Genomic DNA, 24,256 nt, shown 5'->3' with positions numbered 1-24,256 from the left:
CACCCTGCCGCCAACCACCGCGCCTTTAGGTCAGTTTAGGCTACCGCTGCGAATCACCTCTACCGGAAACCCAGCGGCCTTCCAGGCGGCAACCCCGCCGCGCACGATCGCCACCCGCGAAAAGCCAGCGGCTCGCAGCTGCTCGGCCACCGCCGTAGCTTCGTCATCGGTGTTGCTATAGATATAGAGATCGCGGGTGACCTCAAAGCACTGGGCCGCCGTGTCTAGCAGCGAGTCAACCGGAATGGAGATAGCACCCGTGATGTGGCTCTGGTTGAAGTCGTCGCGATCGCGCACGTCAATAATGGTCAGCGCTGGCTCGCCCCAGTCAAGCCGTTCTTTCAGGTCGTACACACGCGACTTGGGCCGCAGGGGAGAAGGCTTGGGCAAAAGGCCAAAGAAGCGGTTCATGGTGAGGAGGATCCTGAGGAAGGCGTTCTCCTGCAATGTAACAAACCTTAATAGGTCCGGCAAACTTTCGTGGCAATATGTAGACAAAACTACCCTCTAATTTACTCAAATTGATTGAACAAATTCAATCATTTGCCCTCAAAAAAGCCCTGAGCGCGAATTTTGCCATTTTTTGCTCGCTGTATTTTTTTGAAAAAGCATTCGAGCATCGCACCCGCTAGCAGCAGCAAGAGCATCACGCCTGACGCCACCCCCGTGGTTGCAACCACCCTCGATCCTTTGTACTGGTCCAGTCATCTCGCAGTAGCATTGAGAGAGTTGCCCCTGGAGAGTGGTTCCTATTTCTGTCGCTGACTCGCCCCCCACCGATCCTAGCCGCCCCATTCAACCGCTGCCTGGGGACGTGGTGCACAGCATTGCCGCCGGAGAGGTGATTGACTCGCTAGCCGCAGCGGTGCGTGAACTGGTTGAAAACGCCCTCGACGCAGGGGCTACCCACATCACCGTCGCCCTCTGGCCCGAGCAGGGGCGGGTGCAGGTGGCCGATAACGGCATGGCCATGGCCCTAGAAAATCTGCACCAGGCGGCGATTCCCCACAGCACCAGCAAAATTCGCACCCAGGCCGATCTGTGGCAGGTGCAGAGCCTGGGGTTTCGGGGCGAAGCTCTGCACAGCCTGGCCCAGGTGGCCCAGCTGGAGATTTGCAGTCGCCCCTCCAGCGATGAGTCGGGCTGGCGGGTCACCTATTCGGCCCAGGGAGAACCGCTGGCCACAACCCCCGTGGCGATGGCCCCCGGCAGCGTCGTCACGCTGACCAACCTGTTTGCCCAGTGGCCCGCCCGTCGTCAGCGGCTGCCCGCTACTCCGCGCCAGCTGGCCCAGGTGCAGCGGGTGCTGTACCACTGTGCTTTGGCCCATCCCACCGTGACCTGGGCGGCTCAGCTCAACGATCGCCCCTGGCTGGCCCTCACCCCCAGCCCTACCGCTCGGGGGCTGGTGCCGCAGCTGGTGCGTGCGATCGCGGAGGTCGATCTGCACGAGGGCTGGCGGGCGGTGCCTTCAACGTCAGAAATCGATCTGACCCCAGGCATCTATGGCTTAATCGGCCTGCCCGATCGCTGCCATCGCCCCCGACCCGACTGGGTCAAAGTGGCGGTGAACGGGCGGCTGGTCACGGTGCCCGAGCTAGAGCAGGGCATTCTACAGGCGTTTCGTCACACCCTGCCCCGCCACCGCTACCCGCTGGCCTTTATTCACCTGAGCGTTGCCCCCAGCGACATCGACTGGAACCGCCGCCCCGACAAGAGCACCCTCTATCTGCACCAGCTTGACAACTGGGTAATGCACTGCCAGCGCCACATTGAGTCTCTCTTGGGCCAGCAGGGGGCCAGTCTGTCCGACGGCAGCCAGCAGCGGGTGACCCAGTTGCTCAAGACGGCAGAACCGGGGGGCGTCTATGGCGCGACTGGCGATCTGTCGGATGCATTACCCTACCGCGATCGCCCCGGCAGACTACAGGCGATCGCCCAGGTGCACAATCGCTACGTTTTGGCGGAACAGCCAGACGGTCTTTGCCTGATTGAGCAGCACATCGCCCACGAGCGAGTGCTCTACGAACGACTGCAAGACCAGTGGCGGCTGGTGCCCCTGACCACGCCGGTTGTGCTGGAGGGGCTGAGCGAAAAGCAGCGCCAGCAGCTCGATCAGCTGGGCCTCGCCCCTGAGGAGTTTGGCCCCAGCCGCTGGGCGATTCGGCAAGCGCCAGAACCGCTGTGCGATCGCGACGACCTGCCCGACGCCCTGCTTGAACTCAGCCTGGGCGGAAGCCTGAATACGGCTCAGGTGGCGATCGCCTGTCGCACCGCCATTCGCAACGGCACCCCGCTCGATCTCTCTACCATGCAAACCCTGCTCGATGACTGGCAGCGCACCCGCAACCCGCGCACCTGCCCCCACGGCAGACCGATCTGCCTGACGCTGAGCGAAACTAGCCTGGCCCGCTTCTTTCGCCGCAGCTGGGTCGTGGGCAAAAGCCACGGCATTTAGCTGGGGTCTTGGGCACCCGGTCCCTTCTACGCAACCATCAAGCCCTTGTGTGTACCGCCGAAGGGACCGGGTGCCTTGTTTAGCGAACAACCTACACCATTGCAAAATTGGCTGGGTCTTGATCGCGGCGATGACGAATGGGCAGCGGCTCGGGCTGGCTGTCTCCGGCCAGGGCAGCAGTGGCTTCTAGAGCTTCGCGCAGGCGCTTAGCGGCGTAGATCGACATATCGCGGGGCACGTTGATGCGATCGCGCAGATACCGCAGCCCCAGGTCTGATCCAGCGGGCGGCTCACACACCTCCCCCGTCATCAGACGCGTCAACGCACAGCGCAGAGCCAGATCAATTACATCCCTCGCGGCAGGGTTCACCTTAATCACGTTGTCGCGGTGTTTCACCATTCGGCTCAGCGCCTCAACCCGAGCGGTTTCCGGTTCTGGATAGGCGACATCGGGTAATCCAAACCAGGGACCGCGATCGACCTGAACCTGGTTCTGACGCGTCTGGGGCAAATCGTTCTCGTAGCACCCCCCCATCTGCGGCGGCAGGTCGTGCACATGGGTATGAAAATCGCTCTGCGTGCCGCGATAGGTCGAGCGAGTTTCCAAACCGTCAAACCAGTCCCTCAGCCGAGGATTTTCGTCCCGCAAAGAATAGCCTTTGTAGTAGTAGAGGCTGGCATTCATGCGCTCCACATAGGGTACAAACACCACATCGGCGGTGCTAAACTCCGGCAAAAAGAAGGGGCCAGGGGTGCTGGCCAGGGCCTGCTCGACCCGCTGCACCACGCCCACAAACTGGTCGCCCGCCCGCTGGTCTGCCGCCTGCGACCGCGCTGGCTGGCACAGCCACATACACCAGGCCCGAAACAACAGCCGTTCTAGCTGCCGTAGGGGCACCACCTGCGGGTCTTTCATTCCCCAAACCAGCGGGCCAAAGGCATTTTCTAGGGCCAGCAAAATGTCGTCGCTCTCGGTAATCATGCGCCCATCCAGTTCCAGGGCGGGCAGCATTCCCGAGGGCACCTTGCGCTTATACCAGGCTTCTTTCTCGCCATAGCAAAACATGGTGACCTTTTCGATCCGGTAGGGCACCTGCTTTTCTTCCAGCCACAGCCACACTTTTTGGCAGTAGGGGCACCAGGCGTGGTTGTCGCGGTAGAGGGTCACCCGTACCGCCGACTCGGGCTGGCCAAACAGGCGCAGCCGAGACTGGGCATTGGTGGGGCCATTGACATAGTCAACCGAAAAATCGGCCAGTTCTTTTAGGGCCGACCAGCTCAACGGGGCAGTTGTCATAGAGGGCAATGCGCTAACAGTTCACCCCCTGATTGTGACAGGTATTCACCCCCTCACCCTCACACCTACTCACCTTCAGGCGAGGGATTCAGGCGTTGCTAGGCCTTATTGTTTTCGATCGCCCAGCGGGCTAGCTCAGTGCGGTTGTTGAGGCCGGTCTTGCCCAGCATATTGCTGACGTGGCTCTCAATGGTGCGCTGGCTGACCTGAAGCTCGTTGGCAATTTCGCGGTTGGCCATACCCCGGGCCACAAACTGCACCACTCGCAGCTCAGTCGGGGTCAGCTCTACATCAAAGGGCACCTGAATGGCCGGACTGCCGCCGCCTTTAATCTGCTGCTTAATCAATCGCGACGCCTGCTTCAGCGACGACTCGACCTGAGCCACTAGTTCTTCGGGTTCAAAGGGTTTCACCATGTAGACATCGGCACCGGTGTTTAAACCCTTAACCCGGTCCTGGCTCTGGCCTTTAGCCGACAGAAAGAGAATTGGAATCCATTCGGTAGCAGGGTTTTCGCGCACGTTGCGCACAAAGGCGTGCCCATCCATCTCGGGCATCATCACATCACAGATGATCATGTCTGGAATGGTATCTTCCAGCATGTCCAGCGCTTCTCGACCGTTACCCGCTGTTTTGACTTCAAAGCCACGGAACTCTAGATAGTCCTTGACGAGCAAGATCAAGTTGGGGTCGTCGTCAATTAGCAGAAGCTGCTTCTGATCACCGGGAGTGGAATCCTTCATGCGCTGACAATCACTGCGATTAGTCTGTCGTTAAAACCGTCGTTAAAGCCTAAGTATGCCCCTAGAGCAAAGTATGCCCCTATTAGCTCCGTATAGTCACAGGGGTGATGCAGCACCTGCTCTTCTAGGCCGCGCCCTCCTGGGTCTAATGCAAGGCTTTGCTCCTATTGCTGATGATACTTCAACAAACTGACATCAGCGTGAGTAGGGCCTAAGACCAACCCTAGGGCGATCCCGGTTTAGCCTTGGGAAGTGCCGAAACTCTCCTCATAGCGTCTTCCCACGCGAACGATCGCCCTGAAAACTAGGACGACCGTTCGCAACGTTATCTCCAGCAGCCCTTACGGTAATCAGGTCAATGACCCAATACCCCCTAGAGCCTTCAGGAAGACCTTAGGCTGGCTAGTCACAGGGGGCTACATCGGCAACAGCACCGAGTCAATGACGTGGATAACGCCGTTGCTGGCTTCGATATCGGTGGCGACAACATTTGCTTCGTTGATGGTGACCGCTTCTTCACCCACCATCACCATAACGGGGGCCCCGGCCAGGGTATCGACTTCCCCAGAGGCCAGATCGGTAGAGAGCACTTCACCATCCAGGACGTGATAGCTCAAAATTTGGGCTAGCTGGTCGCGGTTCTCGGGCAGCAGCAGGGTTTCGAGGGTGCCTTCGGGCAGCGCTTCAAACGCTTCATCGGTAGGGGCAAATACGGTGACAGAGAGGTCTGCATTGTTCAGAGCTTCGGTCAGGCCAGCCGCCTCAATGGCAGCGGTGAGAATCTCGAAATTTTCGTCGCCAGCAGCAATTTCAGCGATCGACTGCTCGGTTGTGGCCATGGGCTCCTCAGCAGCAGCGGGGTCTTCAGCAGTAGGGTCCTCAACCATAGGCTCTTCAACCGCAGGCTCCTCAGCAGCAGGCTCCTCAACCTGAGACATGTGGGTATCAGAAATAGCCTGCTGCGGAAAGGCGGTAACAGCCAGGGGGGCAGTGCCAAACAACAGTAGACCTAATGCAATGCGTAAAGTGTTCGGAGTCATGTGAAGTTACGTCCTAACGGGGCTTGAAATTTATTGGCAAAACAAATTTACATTGCTTAACCAGACCTGAAGAGTTGTAACACGGAGAAAAGAGGCGACTATCTACCCAGGGATAGAACCCATTCGTTCCCCAAATCGCCTGAAACAATTTTTCTTTGCCGAAGAAATACCCAGCAGGCAAGCCCAATCCAAGGACTGGGCGACAAAAAAGTCTAGGCATAGCAGCCCCTGCCGTCGTCAAACGGCCTACCATCTATTTCAGGTTCGGTTTTGTAAAGAATAGTTGAGGCAAATAGTTTGACCGGGCAACATCCAGGTCGCTAGCGCGGCACCTTCAACCAAATTTACTCGTTGCGCTGGTCAACCTTCTGTTCACGTCCCGGAACGGCTTCCATGGCCGCCAGCACGGCCTGCTGAGCGGCCAAAATGTCGCGTTCTTCCCCTCCCAGATAAAGCCGCCCAAAGCTGCCCACCGAGCTAATTTGCAGAATATTGATCAAGGCGGCTTTCTCGGCTTCATTAGCTGCTAGAGAGGCATAGGCCGCTGGCTCTACCTCAAACACATAGAGAGTTTGTCCCGCAACAATCATGTTGCCCCGGCGCGTGCGGTTGATGAGCTGCACATGGTGTGAGTCAAGGTTGCGAATAACCTGACTAGAGATAATGCGGGGCTTGAGCCGCTCGCGGTAAGAAGACACCCCCAGAGCCGAGAGCATGGCCCCACCAGCGGCATGGACCTCACCCTGGTTACTGGCATGAATCTCAAGCAGCCCGTAGAGGCGCTCCACTATCAGCGTGCCCGGACGCACTACCGCTGCTTTGAGGCCAATATCGAGAATGCGGTTGATCTCAATACCGGGGGAGATTTCTATCCAAAGGGAAGCATCGCCCGGCAGCGGCAAAAACCCCAGCGATACAGTGCCCATATAGGCCGCATGCTGGGGTTGAAGATTGTCAATGTAAACATAGCTGCGAAGATCGACGCCCAAACCCAGTATTCCTCTTTCCTTCCCTGGTAGTATACCGGGCTGAGGAATAACTTGGCGGTGCAGTCTGGGCCTAGGGCCAAGCAGCCGCTGGCCAGGGCTAGAACTTAGTGCCAAACCCCACCGATGTAGTGCCCATAGCATCGTAAACGGTTAGCCCCAGGGGTAAGTTAACCTCCCCAGACTCGTCTACAAGGTCGTTGAGAAAGGGCATCTGCAAAGAGTCAGCCAGTTCGCCAATGCCGCCACCTTCCTGCGGTCCAACCTGCTGATCGACTTCATTAGCTAGACGGTTAAGGCGGTCTTGGTTGTGGCTCTCAACGGCCAGGGCATCGGCCATGGTCATAGGCGTTGTTTGCAGGTCTTGGGGGGCAGCCGTAGCCTGCATAGGCACACCGCAAATCCCTAAAACTGCTATCGCGGCAATCCAGTAAGAGTAGTTCATAGTTCAGGTGTGTGAGGGAGAATAAAGGCTGACAACCAGGAACTCAAACCCTTGGCCCTGACAGAAAGGCGACGAGTTTTTTCAGGTATAACCCGCCAGATTGAATTGTCAAAGCAAGCTTAATTTAGGGTTCATGAAGTTGCAGGTTCATGAAGCAACGTATACAAAGTAACCTGCGTGGAACACGGCACACATCGGCCCGTCGATGTATGTTGCCCAATCCCTCAGTAGAACTACCAGGGCAAGGTCACTAAAGTTTTGTTAGCCCGCGGATAGAGTACTTATTCCTAAGGCCGTCCCTAAACGACAATGGTTGTGCCAGTTTCAACAGCCGCAGTAATAGCGACCATGAGCCTGACCAGATCGGTGGCCAGCTGCCCTGAGGAAATGGGTGAAGGCTGATTGACGGCAACGCATTGAAGAAAGTGGCGGCACATTTCGCGCAGGGGTTCGTTTGAGGCGATCGCGATCGCCTCGACCTGGGGCCCAATGGGTACAAAAGGGTACGCTTGGGTCTGAAACTGGCCTCGATAGAGGGTTAGCGGGTTAGCCTGCGGGCTTTCATCCAGCACCAGAGTGCCGCGATCGCCCACCAGCGCCAGCCGCCGCTGCTTATCGGGGTTGGCCCAGCTGATGTGCACCATGACCTCTAGCGGGTGGGACCGATCGCCCCGGTCATAAATCAACCGCAGCCAGCCTGTATCGCTCAGCCCTGAGGCAGCATTTGCCTGAGGCTGGGTCTGTAGCCACGCCTGGCCACAGGCGGCAACGGCGGTAGGCTGCATCCCCAGCCAGTGGTTAAGGATAGAAATATCGTGAATGGCTAGATCCCAAAACACGTCGGCATCGGGGCGCACAGGGCCGAGGTTAGTACGAGCTGCGTAGCCGTAGCGCAGCATACCCAGTTCTGGGCAAAGCTCTCGCCCGCGCTGCACCGCCGGGTGGAACAGGTAGGTGTGATCAACCATTAGCTGCCTTTGCCGCCCTGCCGCTAGCTGAACCAGGGCGTCACTGGTTGCGTGCTCCAGCGTGAGCGGTTTTTCGCTCAGCACGTGCAGCCCTTGCTCTAGGGCAGCTTTGATCATGGGATAGTGGGTGCTGGCGGGGGTGGCGATCACCGCTGCGTCTAAGCCCGGGTGAGCTATGGCTTCAGTCCAGCTGTCGTAGCAGGCTACAGTGCCAGCTAGACCAAAGCGATCGCACAGGTCGTGCAGCCGCTGGCGATCGGGGTCTACCAGGGCAACCACTCTGGCCTCGGGCAGAGCGAGAAAGTTGCGCAGCAGGTGGTGGCCCCAGCGGCCCAGGCCAACAATGGCTAGATCAAGGGAAACCTGATCGGGGGCAACTTGATTATGGAGAACCAGAGGGTTGGTCATGGACAAGGGTTTGGCGAAGGCGATCGTAGGCGACGGCTGCCGCCGCTTGCTCAGCCTGCTTTTTGGTGGGGCCGTAGCCGGTTCCCCAACAGGTTTCCCGAAACCATACGGTCGATTGATACCGCTGGGGGTCACCGTCTACAGGTTGCTGTTCGGCGGTGCGGTAACTAGGCAGGGCCTTGCTGTGGGCCTGGGTGAGTTCTTGCAGGGCCACTTTGTAGTTTTGCCTGACCGGGTCTTGGTGTACTGCGATCGCCCGCTGGCGCAGCGAGTCGTCTAGCCAGGCTCGCACCAGCTCCAGGTTGTGGGTTTCTAAATACAGTACGGCGACTACAGCTTCCAGGGCATCGGCCAGGTGAGTGGGGCCAGGTTTCATGCCGGGGCCAACAATCAGGTAGGGATGCAGCCCCAGCTCCTGGGCCAGTTGAGCTAGACTGCGATCGCTAATCAGCACCGAGCGAATCGCTGAGAGTTCGCCTACCGAGGCCTCAGAAAAGCTCTCCTGCAGACACTCTGTAGCCGCCAGGCGCAGTACCGCATCCCCCAGCAGCTCAAGCTGTTCGTAGTTATAGCGGGCATCAGCCGACTTGTGCGTCAGCGCCTGGCTTAATCGGGCCAGGTTAGGGCTAGCGGGTAATCCCAGCGTTTGCACACAGCGCTCGAGCTGCCGCTGACGGGAGAGCGGTAGTTCAGTCACGGCGCGTGGAGCAAGTAGATGGGAAGGAGGTAGACATAAGCCGGGTTCTGTTCCCCCGTTGCCGGGGGGGCGGTTATCTATCTGGGACGTCTGTTGCCAGACGCCTCTTGCGGTACTCAACGGCGGGGCCGGAAAAAGACCAACCTTGCCCCTTGACCTTGCACCCAACCGGGGTTTACCTAGCCAGCACCTCTCGATGCTGCTGGTGCGCTCTTACCGCACCCTTGCACCCTTACCTGTGCCCTCAAGTCATTGACCTAGGGCCATCGGCGGTATGTTTCTGTGGCACTATCCTCACGGTCGCCCGCACTGGGCATTACCCAGCAGGTCTGGTCTTTCGGGAGCCCGGACTTTCCTCAGACTGACTGACGCCAGTCCGCAACCACCTACGCTACCTCCCTCTTGTCTCTAGTTTAAACCCCGGGGTAGATAAAGCAGCGGTCAGAACAGCAGCGGTGGACGACCTTTTTTCTCGACCACGGCTCTGACATAGCCCTCCCAACGACCAATCATGCCGTTCCACTCTCCCGATGAAAAGTAGCTGCTAATCGGCTGCTCTAGATCAAACTCAGGCATGTAGAACCCGGCGATGCCTCGCTCCAGAATGCCATCAGCCATCACCCCTTTTTCCCGCAAGATCAATATTGGCAGGCCTAATTGATAGGCCATAGCCGGTTCGATATGAGCCCAGGGTGTCGTCAGCCACTGACCATCAAGGGTTTCTTCGCTCAAGGTATCAATATCAGTACGGAGGCGAGCTGTACCCTTCTCAATGAAGGTGCGCCGAAAGGCTACGGTGATCAAGCCGTTGGACTCCAGCATCAGCCGCCGGATGGCGGTCAGTGGAGCATCCATATCGTAGTCAGTGACGCCCAGGGTGCGAGGGGCAAAATCGCGGCCTTTAAGATAGTCACGCACTTGCTGAATAAATAGCTCCTGCTGCTTAAAGCAGGGTTTAGGGAAGCTCAAAAAGATAGAGATAGACATAGCGTGGGCCAGGAGATGTGTAGAGCGATCGCAATAAATCGACGATAGCTCCTCATTAAACCCTAAATAGCACAACGTCCCGGCTGAGTTAACTCAGCCGGGACGTCGGTGCGATCGCCTAATATAGCTTTGGCCAGCCAGTTTAAGACTCGACCGGGACCTCAGCCTAGACTGGGATACTAGCTGGCTCGCAACCTAGTCGGCTTCAGTCTGATCGTCGATCAGCAGGTCATCATCGTCCATCCCGGCACTGTTGCCAAGGCCAGCGAAGTCGCCCTCGCCTGCCCCACCATTGCGAGAACCGCCTTCGTCTAAGGACATGCCGCCGATCATCTCGTCGTCGTTGAGCATGCTGAGGTTGCCCTCTAGATCGTAGCTGCGGGCGGTGAAGTCATCCAGCACCACATCCTGCAGCACCATATCGTCATCCAAAATAGCCGACTCATAGGCCGGGTCAAGCTCTGGAGACGGGGTTTCCTCATAGGCGTTGTAGCCAGTACCGGCCGGAATTAAGCGTCCGATAATGACGTTCTCTTTCAGACCACGCAGCCAGTCAGATTTACCCTCAATCGCCGCTTCGGTCAGCACCCGGGTGGTTTCCTGGAAGCTAGCCGCTGAGATGAAGCTGTCGGTGTTCAGCGAGGCCTTGGTGATACCCAGCAGCACCGGGGTGTATTCTGCCGGGGCACCGCCGGTGATTGCCATCGCTTCATTCACCTGCTCGACCTGGTAAATTTCGACCAGCTCACCCGGCAGCATGGTGGTGTCACCGCCGTCGTCAATACGGCACTTCGACGACATCTGCCGCACGATCACCTCAGTGTGCTTGTCAGAGATATCGATCCCCTGCGACTGATACACCGACTGCACCTCGTTGACCAGGAACGACTGCACCTTTTGCAGCGCACCCAGAGCGGCATCGTGAATGCCCATCCCCTGGCTGAGGTTGTACTTAAAGAACACCTCCAGAATCTGGTGCGGGTTAGCGGGGCCGTCGGTCAGGTGCTCAGCGGTGCTGACCCGCTGGCCATCTGACACCAGCACGTTTTGCCCAGGGCTAATGGGGTACTCTGTAACCACGCCATCGTCTTCGACAATTTTAACCTCTACGGTTTCATCATCACTGTAGACCACCTGAGCATTGCCGGGGCGCTCGGCCAGCACACAGGCTTCCTTCGGCTTGCGGGCCTCTAGCAGCTCTTCAATTCGAGGCAAACCCTGAATGATGTCGCCGGTCTTAGCCCGCTCAAACACCAGCAGCACCAGGTTGTCACCCCGCTGTACCAGGTCGCCATCTTCGATGTGCAGAACGGCCCCGGTAGACACCCGATAAGGGCGAGCCAGACGCAGCGCTATCTGTCCATCCTCGATGCCGGTAACTTCGCCCGATTCTTCGTGAACAAGGCCGGGGGCCAGCTCGGTGTTTGCCACCACCAGATCGCCCACCTTCACCGTAGGCTCCTTGCCCTGGAGGTCGACCTTCATGCGGTCAGCCTCACGCACCACCAGCACGCGGCGAATGGCTTCCTGCCCTTCGCGAATACCGCGCACTTCGCCCGACTCTTTACAGCGAATCTCGGTGCGAGCTACCACCGCTCCGGGCTCAATTTGCTGGCCGTCTTCCACCAGCAGCCGAGTCACGGTTTTACCCTGGGTTTGGTCAGCCACCACGTCGCGACGAATTACCTGGGTTTCAAGCACCACCATTTGCAGGCGCATCAGGTCGGCGTCTTCGTCGTCGGGCACCAGCTCAATATCGGCCACCACGTGGGGCGACTCGTCTTCGATGTCGAGCACCAGCTGGGTGCGCAGCAGCTCAACCCCATCCACCGACTTCACCCGCTCCCCATCTTTGAAGGGAATGCGCTGAATGGCGCGCAGCTTGATTGAACCGGCGGCATCGGCGGCGCTGTCCTGGCTGGGCACAGCGGGCTCATTGGGGACAGCGTATTCTTCGACCGGGCGCAGCAGCAGGGCAGGGCCGTCGGGAGTCTCGACATACTCGACATAGCGCAGAGCGTCGGCCACCAGACCCGGCATTACCTCTTCACCAGCGTTGACTAGGGTGCCATCGCGATCCATCACGTCCTCGGGCGCATCCACCATGTGGATTTCGCCGGGCTTGACCAGAATTTCGCGCAGAATGTCGTTCTTCTGAGTCACTTCGACCACGCCGCTGTTTTGGCAGAAGATATCTTTGACAACTTCAGTTCCGGCTTCCAGATACTGGCCGTCTTCTACCATCAGCAGCGAGATGTCTTTATTGACCTCGTGGGCTTCTTCCGGAATCCACAGCAGGGTGCCGCCCTGCACCACTTCGTAGCCCTGCTTGCCCTTGCCCTTTTTGGCTACGTCGACGCCAGAGAACTTGACGATACCGCCGGTTTGGGTGTGGTAGCGATCGTCCTCAAGTTCAGCGATGACCTGACCGCTGGTGACCTTAGCCCCAGGGGTGGCAATCAGAGAGAAGCGCTGACCATGGGCAGTCTCAATGAAGTAGTGTTCGCGGCCCTGGCCGTGCTCTTTGCGGACCTGAGCCTGGTCTAGCATTACCGAGGCCGTAATAATTTCGACCTCGCGGGTGCCCTTCTCGTCGTCGGCTTCGGGCAGGCGCACCAAACCACCCCGCTCGGTCGTGAGCTTGGTTTCGGCCAGGGTGTCGTCGGCGTTGACGTAGTCGCCGTTGCGCACCACGGGCTCAGCGCTGGGGGGCAGGTTGTAGACATCGCCAGCCAGCACCCACAGCAGACCACCCCGCTGGGCCAGACGAGTGGTGTTGCCCTGACGGTCGGTTTTTTCTTCTTGGACCAGGCCAGCAAATTTCACTTCTCCAGCCAGATCAGAGGTCACGTCCTTGGTGGCCTTTTCAGTCACCTTACGGGTGCGTCCAGCAGAGGGTAGCTCAGCTAGCAGCTGCTCTTTTTGCACCGTCTCGCCGTCGTTGACAAACAAAATCGTGCCCTGGGGCAGAGACTCGGTTTTATTTTTGCCCGTGCCTTCGATCACGATGTCGGCGTTGGCCTCCAGCATGAGGGCTTCTTCGCCGTAGCGGGTGCGGAAGGCGCGGGTCTTGAGGTTTTTGGGCAGCTTCACAGTGCCGTCCTTGGCAGCCCGAATGCGGGGTGCCACTTCGCCGGTAAAGGTACCGCCCGTGTGGAAGGTCCGCATCGTCATTTGGGTGCCGGGTTCACCGATAGACTGGGCGGCGATGATGCCCACGGCCTCGCCCAAATCAACCATTTCGGAGTGAGCCAGACTCCAGCCATAGCAGAGGCGGCAGACAGAACGGGTCGCCTCACAGGTCAGGGGCGATCGCACCACTACCCCTTCAACGCCGGCTTCAGCCAGCATTTCTGCTGTTTCTGGCGACACAGGATGATCTTTCTCCAGCAGCACCTCACCGGTTTTGGGGTGCACCACATCTTCGGCGACTACCCGACCCAGCAGGCGGTTCTCTAAAGGAATCAGCACCCGCTCACCGTCGGTCATGCTGCGTAGGGGAATACCGCGCTCAGTGCCGCAGTCGTGCTCACGGATGATTACGTCCTGCGACACGTCGACGAGACGGCGAGTCAGGTAGCCCGAGTCCGCCGTCCGCAGGGCGGTATCCACCAGACCCTTGCGAGCACCGTAGGAGGAAATCACGTACTCGGTAACGGTCAGCCCCTCGCGGAAGTTGGTTTTAATCGGGAGGTCGATGATTTCCCCCTGGGGGTTAGCCATCAGACCTCGCATGCCCACCAGCTGGCGCACCTGAGAGATGTTCCCTCGGGCTCCCGAGAAAGCCATCATGTAGACAGAGTTGAGCGGGTTATTTTCTTTAAAGTTTTTGACCACCTGGTCTTTCAGCTCTTCGCTGGTGTCGTTCCAGGTGTCAATTACTTTGGTCAGACGCTCTACTTCGGTAATTTCGCCGCGGGTATAGCGCTCCTCAGTAATGCGGATATCCTCCTCAGCAGCGGCCAGCATACCTTTCTTCTGCTGCGGCACCTGAAGGTCTTCTACGCTGATAGAAACCCCGGCTCGGGTAGCGTACTTAAAGCCCAGCTCCTTAATTCGGTCGGCCATTTGGGAGGTGCGCGCGGTGCCGTGTTGGGTAAACGACCAGGCAATCAACTTCTTGAGCTGCTTTTTGTCAATTATACGGTTCCGAAAGATCAGAGAGGATTGAGGTGCCCCTTGCTCAGCCATAGGTTTTGCCCTTGTAGTGTGATGTTCGTGCTGTGTTGTTGTGGCCCCTAGCCTGCGATCGCGTCGAGCACCGCCTTGTTGTAAATAATCCGGCCCGGCGTGGTCTTAATGTACTGAGAAATCAAGTTGCCCTCGCTGTCTAAACGCACGCGGCGATCGGGGTAGATTTCAGTGATGGTGCCGTCCTCAGACTCCATCCGCTCGGGGGCAGTCGACTTAGGTTGGTCAGACTCAACCTCCCCGTCAAATCGCAGCCACACCTTGGCATGGAGATCAATTAGGCCCTGTTCAAAGGCCATAATGGCGTCCTCCATATTGGCGAAGTAATGGCCTTCGCCCTTGGTAGCGTCAGGGTTCTCCGCCGTCAGGTAGTAGCAGCCCAGCACCATATCCTGAGAAGGGGTAATGATCGGCTGCCCCGTGGCGGGCGACAGCACGTTGTTTGAAGCCAGCATCAGCAGGCGGGCCTCCGACTGGGCTTCCAGCGACAGCGGCACGTGTACAGCCATCTGGTCACCGTCAAAGTCGGCGTTAAAGGCCGGGCACACCAGCGGGTGCAGCTGAATCGCACGACCCTCCACCAAAATCGGCTCAAAGGCTTGAATGCCCAAACGGTGCAGGGTCGGTGCCCGGTTTAGCATGACGGGGTGGCTCTCAATTACTTCCTCAAGCACGTCCCATACGCTGGGGTCGTTGTGCTGAATCAGCTTTTTAGCCGCCTTGATGTTGTTGACCAAACCCTGGCGAATCAGCCGATGGATAACAAAGGGCTGAAACAGCTCGATCGCCATCTCTCGAGGCAGCCCGCACTGGTGAATCTGCAGCTTGGGGCCAACCACGATCACAGAACGGCCCGAGTAGTCCACCCGCTTACCCAGGAGGTTTTGCCGGAAGCGTCCCTGCTTACCCTCAATGATGTCAGAGAGAGATTTCAGTGGCCGATTGTTAGCTCCCACCACGGTGCGGCCCCGGCGACCGTTGTCGATCAGAGCATCCACGGCCTCCTGCAGCATCCGCTTTTCGTTGCGGACAATGATTTCTGGAGCCAGAATCTCCTGCAGGCGTGCCAGTCGATTGTTGCGGTTGATCACCCGGCGGTAGAGGTCGTTGAGGTCCGAGGTGGCAAAGCGGCCGCCGTCGAGCTGCACCATCGGCCGCAGGTCGGGCGGAATCACCGGGATCACGTCCAGCACCATCCACTCGGTCTTCGATCCGGTGGCGATAAAGTTGTCGATGACCCGCAGGCGCTTGATCAACTTGGCCCGCTTCTGGCCTTTGGAGTTGGCAATGTCCTCCCGCAGCTTTTCCGCCGTGGTCTCTAGCTCCAGGTCCTCCAGCAGGCGCTGTAGGGCTTCGGCCCCAATGCCAACCTCGACGCCGGACAACTCGGTTTCCTCGTCGTAGAGTTGGTCTTCAATTTCAATCCACTGGTCTTCAGTCAGCAGCTGCTTGTAGCTGAGATTGTCAGCATTGCCGGGGTCCAGCACAACATAGGCATTGAAATAGACGATCTGCTCCACATCGCGCAGGGGCATATCGAGCAAAATAGCGATATAGCTTGGGATACCTTTCAGATACCACACGTGGGCTACCGGGGCAGCTAGCTTGATATAGCCCATCCGGTGACGGCGCACTCGCGACTCGGTCACCTCTACGCCACAGCGCTCGCATACAATGCCCCGATGGCGCACCCGCTTGTACTTGCCGCAGTGGCACTCCCAGTCTTTAGCTGGGCCAAAAATGCGCTCGCAGAACAGCCCGTCCATTTCAGGCTTAAGCGTGCGGTAGTTGATCGTTTCGGGTTTGGTCACTTCGCCCACAATCTGACCGTTAGGCAGGGTGCGCTCTCCCCACTGGCGAATCCGCTCTGGGGAGGCGAGGCCGATTTTGACGTAGTCAAACCGTTGTTCTAGCTTGGCCATGCTGGGTGTTTTCCTTGAAAGGGCGCTTGGTCTAGGTATGGAGAATAAGGTCTACCTCCCAGGACCGCCTAAGCACAATCCTGGGGACAGACACGGGGATGGACTAGTCTTCTACTTCTTCTAGCTCCTCATCCCGAGCAATAGACTCATAGGTGGGTCGAGAGGGGGTGCGGCGGCTGTTGACGTCGGCCATCAGGTCGACTTCGGTATCGCGGCTGGTACCGTCTTCACGGGTTTCGACCTTGTGCACCGCAATGTCTAAACAGAGGGATTGCAGCTCTCGCATCAGCACCTTGAAAGACTCAGGCGTACCGGGACGAGGAATCGATTTGCCCTTGACGATCGCATTGAGCGCCTCGTTGCGCCCCTGCATATCGTCAGACTTAACCGTCAACAGCTCCTGGAGGGTATAGGCGGCCCCAAAGGCTTCTAGCGCCCACACCTCCATTTCGCCAAATCGCTGACCACCCTGCTGGGCCTTGCCGCCCAGGGGCTGCTGGGTCACCAGAGAGTAGGGGCCGGTAGAACGGGCGTGGATCTTGTCGTCGACCAGGTGCACCAGCTTCAGCATGTAGGCCCGACCCACTGTAATCGCCTTATCAAAGGCCTCCCCCGTGCGACCGTCCCGCAGCACAATTTTGCCGGGGTCATCAGGGTTAAAGATCCAGTCTTTGCCGGTGGTTTCGCGGGCCTCCATCAGTTTGCCGTGGGTAGAATTTCGAGAGGCTTCTTCGCCATACATCTCGTCGAAGGGAATCACCTTGAATCGAGCATCCAGGTTGTCGGCCGCCCAGCCCAGCAGGCACTCAAACACCTGTCCCACGTTCATACGGGAAGGCACCCCCAGCGGGTTAAGGGCAATATCGATGGGCGTACCATCGGGCAGGTAGGGCATGTCTTCAATGGGCAAAATGCGGGAAATAATCCCCTTGTTGCCGTGACGACCGGCCATTTTGTCGCCCACCTGAATCTTGCGCTTTTGAGCTACATAGACCCGCACCACCATATTGGCACCGGGGGGCAGCTCATCTCCCTGCTCACGGGTAAACACCCGCACATCGACGACCCGGCCCTTCTCACCGTTGGGTACCCGCAGAGAGTTATCGCGCACGTCTCGGGCTTTTTCACCAAAGATGGCCCGCAGCAGCTTTTCTTCCGGCGGCTGGTCCGATTCACCCTTAGGCGTGACCTTACCGACCAGAATGTCGCCCGACTCGACCCAGGCACCGATGCGGATGATGCCAGTTTCGTCGAGTTGGCGCAGAGCATCTTCCCCAACGTTGGGAATTTCCCGAGTAATTTCCTCAGGGCCAAGCTTAGTCTGTCGCGCCTCGATCTCAAACTTCTCCACGTGAATGGAGGTGTAGACATCGTCATACACCAGGCGCTCGCTGAGCAGGATAGCATCCTCGTAGTTGTAGCCTTCCCAGGGCATGTAGGCCACCAGCACGTTTTGCCCCAGAGCCAGTTCACCGCCTTCGGTGGCCGAGCCATCGGCCAGCACCTGTCCAGACTGCACCTGTTCCCCAGGGAACACGATTGGGCGCTGGTTCAAACAGGTATCTTGGTTGGAGCGCTGGTACTTCTGCAGCTCGTACTCGTGGACGTTACCTTCGGGATCACGCACCTTGATCATGTCGGCATCGAGGTACACAATCTCGCCATCGGTGCGGCTGATAATCACCATACCGGAGTCGCGGGCGGCCTGGGCCTCAAGGCCTGTACCCACCAGCGGGCGCTCAGGCTGAAGCAGAGGCACCGCCTGACGCTGCATGTTAGACCCCATCAGAGCGCGGTTGGCGTCGTCGTGCTCCAGGAAGGGAATCAGCGAGGTAGCCACCGAGATAATCTGCACGGGCGATACGGCCACGTAGTCCACCTCAGTGGAGTCGGTGGTGGTGAAGTCCTGGCGATAGCGGACCGGAATGGTGTCGCCAATGATGTAGCCATTCTCGTCGGTGGCAATGTCGCCTGGGGCGACCCGCAGATCGTCTTCTTCGTCGGCGGTCATATAGATGGGCTCGACATCTTTGAAGACGCGGCCATTCTCAGCCTTAAAGAAAGGCGTTTCGATAAAGCCAAACTCATTGACTCGGGCGTGGGTGGCCAGAGAGCCAATCAGGCCCGCGTTTGGCCCCTCCGGGGTTTCGATCGGGCAAATGCGCCCGTAGTGGGAGGGGTGAATGTCGCGCACGGCAAAGCCAGCTCGCTCCCGGGTCAGACCGCCAGGGCCGAGGGCGCTAATGCGGCGCTTGTGGGTCAACTCGGCTAGGGGATTGGTTTGATCCATAAACTGAGACAGCTGACTGGAGCCAAAGAACTCCTTAATCGCTGCTACCAGCGGCTTGGGGTTCACCAGGGATGCCGGAGTCAGCGAGTCGGAGTCGGAGACGGTCATTCGCTCACGAATGATCCGCTCCAGGCGATTGAGGCCCACCCGAACCTGGTTTTGCAGCAGTTCGCCGACGGAGCGCACCCGGCGATTGCCCAAGTGGTCAATGTCGTCAATGGAGCCGATATCGAACTCCAGGTTGATCAGGTAGTCGATCGCCGACAGAATGTCGGTGGGTGTCAGCACCCGCGTGGCATCGGGCACGTTGAGGCGCAGTTTGCGGTTGAGCTTGTAGCGCCCGACTCGACCCAGGTCGTACCGCTTGGGGTCGGAGAAACGGGAGTGCAGCAGTTGCTCCCCGCCAGCAACCGTGGGAGGCTCACCAGGACGCAGCTTGCGGTATAGCTCCAGCAGAGCCTCTTCTTCGCTGAACTGCCCTTCTTTTTCAATCGTTTTTTGGAAGTAGTCGGGGTGGCGCAGCGAGTCAAAGATCTCATTGTCGGTGAGACCCAGTGCCTTCAGCAGCACCTGCGCCGACAGCTTGCGGGTTTTGTCAATTCGAACCCAGACCAGATCGTTTTTATCGGTCTCAAACTTGAGCCAGGCTCCGCGGTTGGGGATCAGGTTGGCGTTGTAGGTGCGGCGACCGTTTTTGTCGGTTTCGGCCTTGTAGTAGACCCCAGGGCTGCGCACGATCTGGTTGACGATCACCCGCTCGGCCCCGTTGATAATGAAAGTGCCGCGATCGGTCATCAGCGGCAGGTCGCCAATAAAGACTTCCTGCTCCTTGATCTCACCGGTTTCTTTGTTGATCAACCGGGTGGGCACGTACATCTGTACGGCATAGGTAGCATCCCGCCGCTTGGCTTCGTCCACGTCGTACTTAGGGCTCTTGAGCTTGTACTGCTTACCTAAAAAGTGCAGTTCGAGCTTACCGGTGTAGTCGGTAATAGGAGAAAAGCTCTCTAGCTCTTCGATCAATCCTTCTTCTAGGAACCAGCGAAAGCTAGACCGCTGAATTTCTACCAGGTCGGGCAGAACAAAGTTGGGGGGAGCTTGGTAAACGGTGGTTTCAGTCATGGGTCTCCTAGTGCAGGTCAGCCAGGTGCAGATGGGTCAGGATGTAACGACGCATCTCGAACGGAGCGGGTGGGCAAATCGGGGCGGTAAAGCAGGGCGGCCTAACGCTGGGGAGAGGCTGTTCAACAGCGATCGCCCCAGCACCTAAATCAACCCCTAGCAGCCCGCCGAAGTGGTTACGTAGGGCAAGTTGGAGTCAGCGGCAAGCAGTTGAGACAGCTCGGGCAATTTAAACAAGGTCACAGCATTACGAGTGGTAGTCTGAGCCAAGGCTTCAAAGTCGACCTGGCGTAACTCAGCCAGGTAAGCCGCCACATGATACACAAAGGCAGGCTGATTGCGGCGTTCTTTGCGCCGAGGCTCAGGGGTTAGAAAGGGACAGTCAGTTTCAACCAGCAATCGGTGGGCGGGCACCATTTGAGCCGAGGCTTTAACCTGTTGAGCGTTTTTGAAGGTGACAATACCGCTAAAGCTAATGTAGAACCCCAGATCAAGAAACTGCTGAGTCTCTGCCGGAGTTCCTGCCCAGCAGTGCATCACACCAGCAACAGGGCCAACCTGACGCTGAAACTTATCAATCACCTCAGCTGTCGCCTGGGCAGCGTCTCGGCAGTGAACGATAACCGGCAGACCCAGGCTGTGAGCAATGGTTAGCTGCTGCCAAAAGGCCTCGCGCTGAACGGCTTCATCGTCCGCCTTGAAGAAATCGAGCCCGGTTTCGCCAATGGCAACTACCCGCCGATCAGAGGCGGCCAGCTCAAATATCTGGGCGGCCGTAGCGCCAGTCCATTTATCCATATCGAGGGGGTGTAGCCCTACCGATAGATACAGCTCTGGGATGCGATCGGCGATCGCCTGCATGGCCGCAAACTCGCCAGGCTCGACACAGGAATGCACCAAAGCCAAAACCCCGGCCTGTCTCCAGGCCTGGGTTAGTTCGTCGAGATCCCCAGCAAACGTATCAAAGTTGAGGTGTACGTGGGTATCAACCAAAGGCATAACAAGTGCGCAGCCACGAGAAACAGCAGGCGGCCCAGCGGATCTGGAGCCCAGGGGAACCTAAGATGCAGCCCCTGCCGTCTCTTGAGCTTTGAGCACCCGAGCCAGACGAGACTTTTTACGGGCACCGGTATTGGGATGAAGCACGCCGCGCTTTACGGCCTTATCAATTTTGCTGTAGGCAGCGGCCATAGTGGCTTCGACCTGCTTCTGAGCATCGGCGCTAGGGTCAGCCCGGTAGGCGTCAACAGCAGAGAGATAGTTTTTGGTCAACGTTTTGACCGCCGACTTATAGGCTCGGTTGTGCAGCCGATTGCGCTCGGTAATTTCAATTCGTTTTAGTGCAGACTTGATGTTTGCCACAGTTCGCCCTAGCTTAACAAGATTAATTGACTGGATAAAGCATGTTAGCACCAATTGGTGCCGATTGGTGTAATTGAATGCGTTCGTTAACTACCAAATTAGTCTGTAGATCGACTAGGATGTTAGAACGCTGGTGTTGACTGCCTTTCCGGGATGTTTTACCACTCCCAGGCAGCTAACCTAGCGCATCGCACCTTGCTGGCTTATCTGGATTCCTGGCTGTAATGCTGCGCATCACCCATCAGCTACCTGAGGCAAAAACAGAGCTGCAACGCATCTGTGCCCGCACCCACGACGACCAAGTCGTCCATAAGGAAGCCACAGTTCGAGAAATTCTACACGCCGTTCGCCGCCAGGGAGACCAGGCCCTTATTCAGTATACTGCGGACTTTGACGGAGTTACCCTGGCCGCCGATGGGCTACGCTTTTCGGGAGCTGAGCTAGATGCGGCCTATCAGCAGGTGAGTAAGGGGCTGCTGGATGCCATTCGGCTGGCCTGCAAAAATGTCGAGACCTTTCATAGCCAGCGAGTACCCCAGAGCTGGGTGCAGTTCGAAGACAATGGTGTGGTCTTGGGCAAGCGCTACACGCCTGTCGATCGAGCCGGGATTTATGTCCCCGGAGGGCGGGCATCTTACCCCAGCACTGTGATTATGAACGCGATTCCGGCCCGCGTAGCGGGGGTCAAGCAGGTGGTCATGGTCACCCCGCCTGGTCAGACGGGCACGGTGAACCCGGCGGTACTAGTGGCGGCTCAGGAGGCCGGCATTACCGAAATTTACCGAGTTGGCGGAGCCCAGGCGATCGCGGCGCTGGCCTACGGAACTGAGACAGTGCCGGCGGTAGATGTGATTACGGGTCCCGGCAATATCTACGTCACGCTGGCGAAAAAACTGGTGTTTGGCACGGTGGGCATTGACTCGCTGGCAGGGCCGTCTGAGGTTTTGGTAATTGCTGACCATACGGCCAACCCCGCCCATGTCGCTGCCGATCTGCTGGCTCAGGCGGAACACGACCCCATTGCCGCCGCCATTCTAATTACGACTAGTGAAGTGCTGGCTGAACGAGTGGCCGCTGAGGTTGACCGCCAGCTGGCGGGGCACCCGCGCCAGACCCTGACCGAAAAGGCGATCGCCAACTACGGCCTGGCGGTTGTTGTCGACAGCCTGGAGCGGGCGGCTGAGCTATCCAACGGCTTTGCCCCCGAGCACCTGCAGCTCGAAGTAGACGAGCCCTGGGATTTGCTAGAGCACATTCGCCACGCCGGAGCGATCTTTTTAGGCCATTCCACCCCTGAGGCGGTGGGCGACTACCTGGCTGGCCCCAACCACACCCTGCCCACCTCGGGCGCGGCCCGTTACGCCTCACCCCTGTCAACCGAAACCTTTATGAAGCACTCCAGCCTGATGCAGTACTCGCCTGAGGCATTGCGGCGGGTAGCGGATGCGATCGCGGTGCTGACCGAGACTGAGGGGTTGCCCTCCCACGGCGACTCGGTGCAGCGACGAGTTCAGCCCGAAGCGGGCGGTGGCGAGGGTTCTCCCAGCGCCTAGGCCCCTCTCTCACTCGCGTTTCCTTCAGTCTGCTGGAGCAGCCTTTGGGATTGGCACGAATCACCTGGCCCCTGTGGCACAATTAACGGGTTAACGCTCCTGGGGTCTGGGTTAAGCTGCTATGACGAAGTTTGTGTTTGTAACCGGCGGCGTGGTGTCGAGCATCGGCAAGGGCATTGTCGCGGCCAGTCTGGGCCGATTGCTCAAGTCGCGCGACTACTCCGTTTCTATTCTTAAGCTCGACCCCTATATCAACGTCGACCCCGGCACGATGAGCCCCTTTCAGCACGGGGAGGTGTTTGTGACCGAAGATGGGGCCGAAACCGACCTCGACCTGGGCCACTACGAGCGCTTTACCGATACGGCTATGTCGCGGCTGAACAGCGTCACCACCGGCTCTATTTACCAAGCGGTGATCAACCGCGAGCGCCGGGGCGACTACCAGGGGGGCACGGTGCAGGTGATTCCCCATATCACCAATGAAATTAAAGAGCGCATTCACCGGGTAGCTCGCAACACCAACCCCGACGTGGTAATTACCGAAATTGGCGGCACCGTTGGCGATATTGAGTCGCTGCCCTTTCTAGAAGCGATTCGGCAGTTTCGGAAGGATGTGGGTCGTCAGGACGTGCTCTACATGCACGTCACCCTGGTGCCCTACATTGCCTCAGCGGGAGAACTGAAAACCAAGCCGACTCAGCACTCGGTGAAAGAGCTGCGATCGATCGGCATTCAGCCCGACATTTTGGTATGCCGCTGCGAATGTCCGCTGCCCCAGCCCATGAAGGAAAAGATTGCCGAGTTTTGCGACGTGCCCGCCGAGGCCGTGGTCACTTGCCAGGACGCCAGCAGCATATACGAGGTGCCCCTGAAGCTAGAGCACGAAGGGCTGGCCCACCAGGCGTTGAAAATTTTGGCCCTAGACCAGCGCCAGCCCCACCTGGGCCAGTGGGAGACCATTGTAGAGGGGCTTTACAGCTCCAGTCACCCGGTTGACATTGCGATTGTGGGCAAGTACGTCAGCCTCAACGATGCCTACCTGTCGGTGGTGGAGGCCCTGCGCCATGCGGCGATCGCCCATCGAGCCGCCCTCAATGTGCGCTGGATCAATTCTGAAGATATCGAAGTCAACGGCCCAGAGGCCCACCTGAGCGGCGTTAACGGCATTTTGGTGCCGGGTGGGTTTGGCTCGCGCGGCATCGGCGGCAAGGTGCAGGCGATCGAGTATGCCCGCACAAAGGGCATTCCCTTTTTGGGGCTGTGCCTGGGCATGCAGTGCTCGGTAGTCGAGTGGGCTCGCCATGTGGCCCAGCTCGACGGAGCCGACAGTTCAGAATTTACCCCCGAAACCCCCAACCCGGTGATTAGCCTGCTGCCTGAGCAGCAGGATGTGGTCGATCTGGGCGGCACTATGCGGCTAGGGCTCTACCCCTGTCGACTGGCTCCCGATACCCTGGCCAGTCATCTTTATGGGGCTGAGGTGGTCTACGAGCGCCACCGCCATCGCTACGAGTTCAACAATGCCTACCGCAACCTGTTTGTGGAGTCGGGCTATACCGTCAGCGGCACTTCTCCCGACGGCCGCCTGGTGGAAATTATTGAGCTACCTGGCCATCCTTTCTTTATTGCTAGCCAGTTTCACCCCGAGTTTCAGTCGCGGCCCAGCGCGCCCCATCCGCTGTTTTTGGGGCTCGTGAATGCGGCACTTAGCGCCACCAAACCGCTGACGCCAGTGCCGGTAGAAGTGGGAGCTACCGCCGATACTTAGGGGTGAGCCGCAGCAGACC

The 24,256-nt window shown here is 58.4% G+C and carries 18 protein-coding genes and 1 other RNA gene; 4 read left to right on the top strand and 15 right to left on the bottom strand.

Annotated elements, in window-relative coordinates; all coding sequences use genetic code 11:
- Nucleotides 1–30: 30 nt before the first annotated feature.
- Nucleotides 31–411 (bottom strand): rhodanese-like domain-containing protein, encoded by a 381-nt coding sequence (locus tag ACQ4N7_RS10220; protein ID WP_430711500.1) that lies wholly within the window; start codon nucleotides 409–411, stop codon nucleotides 31–33.
- 331 nt (nucleotides 412–742) lie between these two features.
- On the opposite strand from ACQ4N7_RS10220, the gene mutL reads away from it, so the two are divergent.
- Nucleotides 743–2,458: a DNA mismatch repair endonuclease MutL gene (gene mutL, locus ACQ4N7_RS10215; protein WP_430711499.1), complete on the top strand. Its 1,716-nt coding sequence runs from the start codon at nucleotides 743–745 to the stop codon at nucleotides 2,456–2,458.
- A 91-nt stretch (nucleotides 2,459–2,549) separates the two neighbouring features.
- Here the strand turns inward: mutL and ACQ4N7_RS10210 are convergent, their stop codons facing one another.
- The 12 genes from ACQ4N7_RS10210 to rpoB form a co-directional block, all read right to left on the bottom strand.
- A complete protein-coding gene (locus ACQ4N7_RS10210) occupies nucleotides 2,550–3,755 on the bottom strand; it encodes a glutathione S-transferase family protein (RefSeq protein WP_430711498.1) in 1,206 nt (401 codons plus the stop codon).
- 98 nt (nucleotides 3,756–3,853) lie between these two features.
- On the bottom strand, nucleotides 3,854–4,498 hold the full coding sequence (locus ACQ4N7_RS10205; protein ID WP_106872081.1) for a response regulator transcription factor: 645 nt from the start codon (nucleotides 4,496–4,498) through the stop codon (nucleotides 3,854–3,856).
- Nucleotides 4,499–4,914: 416 nt separating this feature from the next.
- Nucleotides 4,915–5,538, bottom strand: coding sequence for a fasciclin domain-containing protein (locus ACQ4N7_RS10200; protein WP_430711497.1), 624 nt, complete (start codon nucleotides 5,536–5,538; stop codon nucleotides 4,915–4,917).
- 344 nt (nucleotides 5,539–5,882) lie between these two features.
- Nucleotides 5,883–6,527 carry a hypothetical protein gene (locus ACQ4N7_RS10195; RefSeq protein WP_430711496.1) on the bottom strand — a complete coding sequence of 215 codons (645 nt, stop codon included), beginning with the start codon at nucleotides 6,525–6,527 and terminating at the stop codon, nucleotides 5,883–5,885.
- A 97-nt stretch (nucleotides 6,528–6,624) separates the two neighbouring features.
- Nucleotides 6,625–6,969 carry a hypothetical protein gene (locus ACQ4N7_RS10190; RefSeq protein WP_430711495.1) on the bottom strand — a complete coding sequence of 115 codons (345 nt, stop codon included), beginning with the start codon at nucleotides 6,967–6,969 and terminating at the stop codon, nucleotides 6,625–6,627.
- 299 nt (nucleotides 6,970–7,268) lie between these two features.
- Nucleotides 7,269–8,345 carry a Gfo/Idh/MocA family protein gene (locus ACQ4N7_RS10185; RefSeq protein WP_430711494.1) on the bottom strand — a complete coding sequence of 359 codons (1,077 nt, stop codon included), beginning with the start codon at nucleotides 8,343–8,345 and terminating at the stop codon, nucleotides 7,269–7,271.
- Nucleotides 8,320–9,042, bottom strand: a complete 723-nt coding sequence (rnc, locus tag ACQ4N7_RS10180; RefSeq protein ID WP_430711493.1) for a ribonuclease III — start codon at nucleotides 9,040–9,042, stop codon at nucleotides 8,320–8,322. Before rnc ends, ACQ4N7_RS10185 begins: the two co-directional genes overlap by 26 nt.
- A gap of 21 nt (nucleotides 9,043–9,063) precedes the next feature.
- Nucleotides 9,064–9,441, bottom strand: an RNA gene (rnpB, locus tag ACQ4N7_RS10175) — RNase P RNA component class A.
- Between the two features lie 42 nt (nucleotides 9,442–9,483).
- A complete protein-coding gene (locus tag ACQ4N7_RS10170; protein WP_430711492.1) occupies nucleotides 9,484–10,029 on the bottom strand; it encodes a hypothetical protein in 546 nt (181 codons plus the stop codon).
- Between the two features lie 195 nt (nucleotides 10,030–10,224).
- The gene (locus ACQ4N7_RS10165; protein WP_430711491.1) at nucleotides 10,225–14,220 is read right to left on the bottom strand and encodes a DNA-directed RNA polymerase subunit beta'; all 3,996 of its coding nucleotides are present in this window, start codon (nucleotides 14,218–14,220) and stop codon (nucleotides 10,225–10,227) included.
- 47 nt (nucleotides 14,221–14,267) lie between these two features.
- Nucleotides 14,268–16,142: a DNA-directed RNA polymerase subunit gamma gene (locus tag ACQ4N7_RS10160; protein WP_430711490.1), complete on the bottom strand. Its 1,875-nt coding sequence runs from the start codon at nucleotides 16,140–16,142 to the stop codon at nucleotides 14,268–14,270.
- Between the two features lie 103 nt (nucleotides 16,143–16,245).
- The gene (rpoB, locus tag ACQ4N7_RS10155) at nucleotides 16,246–19,554 is read right to left on the bottom strand and encodes a DNA-directed RNA polymerase subunit beta (RefSeq protein ID WP_430711489.1); all 3,309 of its coding nucleotides are present in this window, start codon (nucleotides 19,552–19,554) and stop codon (nucleotides 16,246–16,248) included.
- Here rpoB and ACQ4N7_RS10150 point away from each other — a divergent pair.
- Entirely contained in the window at nucleotides 19,553–19,702 is a 150-nt protein-coding gene (locus ACQ4N7_RS10150; protein ID WP_430711488.1) for a hypothetical protein, read from the top strand. The two genes, rpoB and ACQ4N7_RS10150, sit on opposite strands and share 2 nt — an antisense overlap.
- An 8-nt stretch (nucleotides 19,703–19,710) precedes the next feature.
- Here ACQ4N7_RS10150 and ACQ4N7_RS10145 read toward each other — a convergent pair whose 3' ends face one another.
- Together ACQ4N7_RS10145 and rpsT are read right to left on the bottom strand one after the other, a co-directional pair.
- Nucleotides 19,711–20,553: a TatD family hydrolase gene (locus ACQ4N7_RS10145; protein ID WP_430711487.1), complete on the bottom strand. Its 843-nt coding sequence runs from the start codon at nucleotides 20,551–20,553 to the stop codon at nucleotides 19,711–19,713.
- 60 nt (nucleotides 20,554–20,613) lie between these two features.
- Entirely contained in the window at nucleotides 20,614–20,916 is a 303-nt protein-coding gene (gene rpsT, locus ACQ4N7_RS10140; RefSeq protein WP_106866929.1) for a 30S ribosomal protein S20, read from the bottom strand.
- Between the two features lie 224 nt (nucleotides 20,917–21,140).
- On the opposite strand from rpsT, the gene hisD reads away from it, so the two are divergent.
- Together hisD and ACQ4N7_RS10130 are read left to right on the top strand one after the other, a co-directional pair.
- Nucleotides 21,141–22,469 (top strand): histidinol dehydrogenase, encoded by a 1,329-nt coding sequence (gene hisD, locus ACQ4N7_RS10135; RefSeq protein WP_430711486.1) that lies wholly within the window; start codon nucleotides 21,141–21,143, stop codon nucleotides 22,467–22,469.
- Between the two features lie 121 nt (nucleotides 22,470–22,590).
- Entirely contained in the window at nucleotides 22,591–24,237 is a 1,647-nt protein-coding gene (locus ACQ4N7_RS10130) for a CTP synthase (protein WP_430711485.1), read from the top strand.
- Nucleotides 24,238–24,256 lie beyond the last annotated feature (19 nt).

Origin of the sequence: Nodosilinea sp. AN01ver1, assembly GCF_050565655.1 — a bacterium.
Classification (GTDB): domain Bacteria; phylum Cyanobacteriota; class Cyanobacteriia; order Phormidesmidales; family Phormidesmidaceae; genus Nodosilinea.
This window is presented reverse-complemented; position numbering and strand designations above follow the sequence as displayed.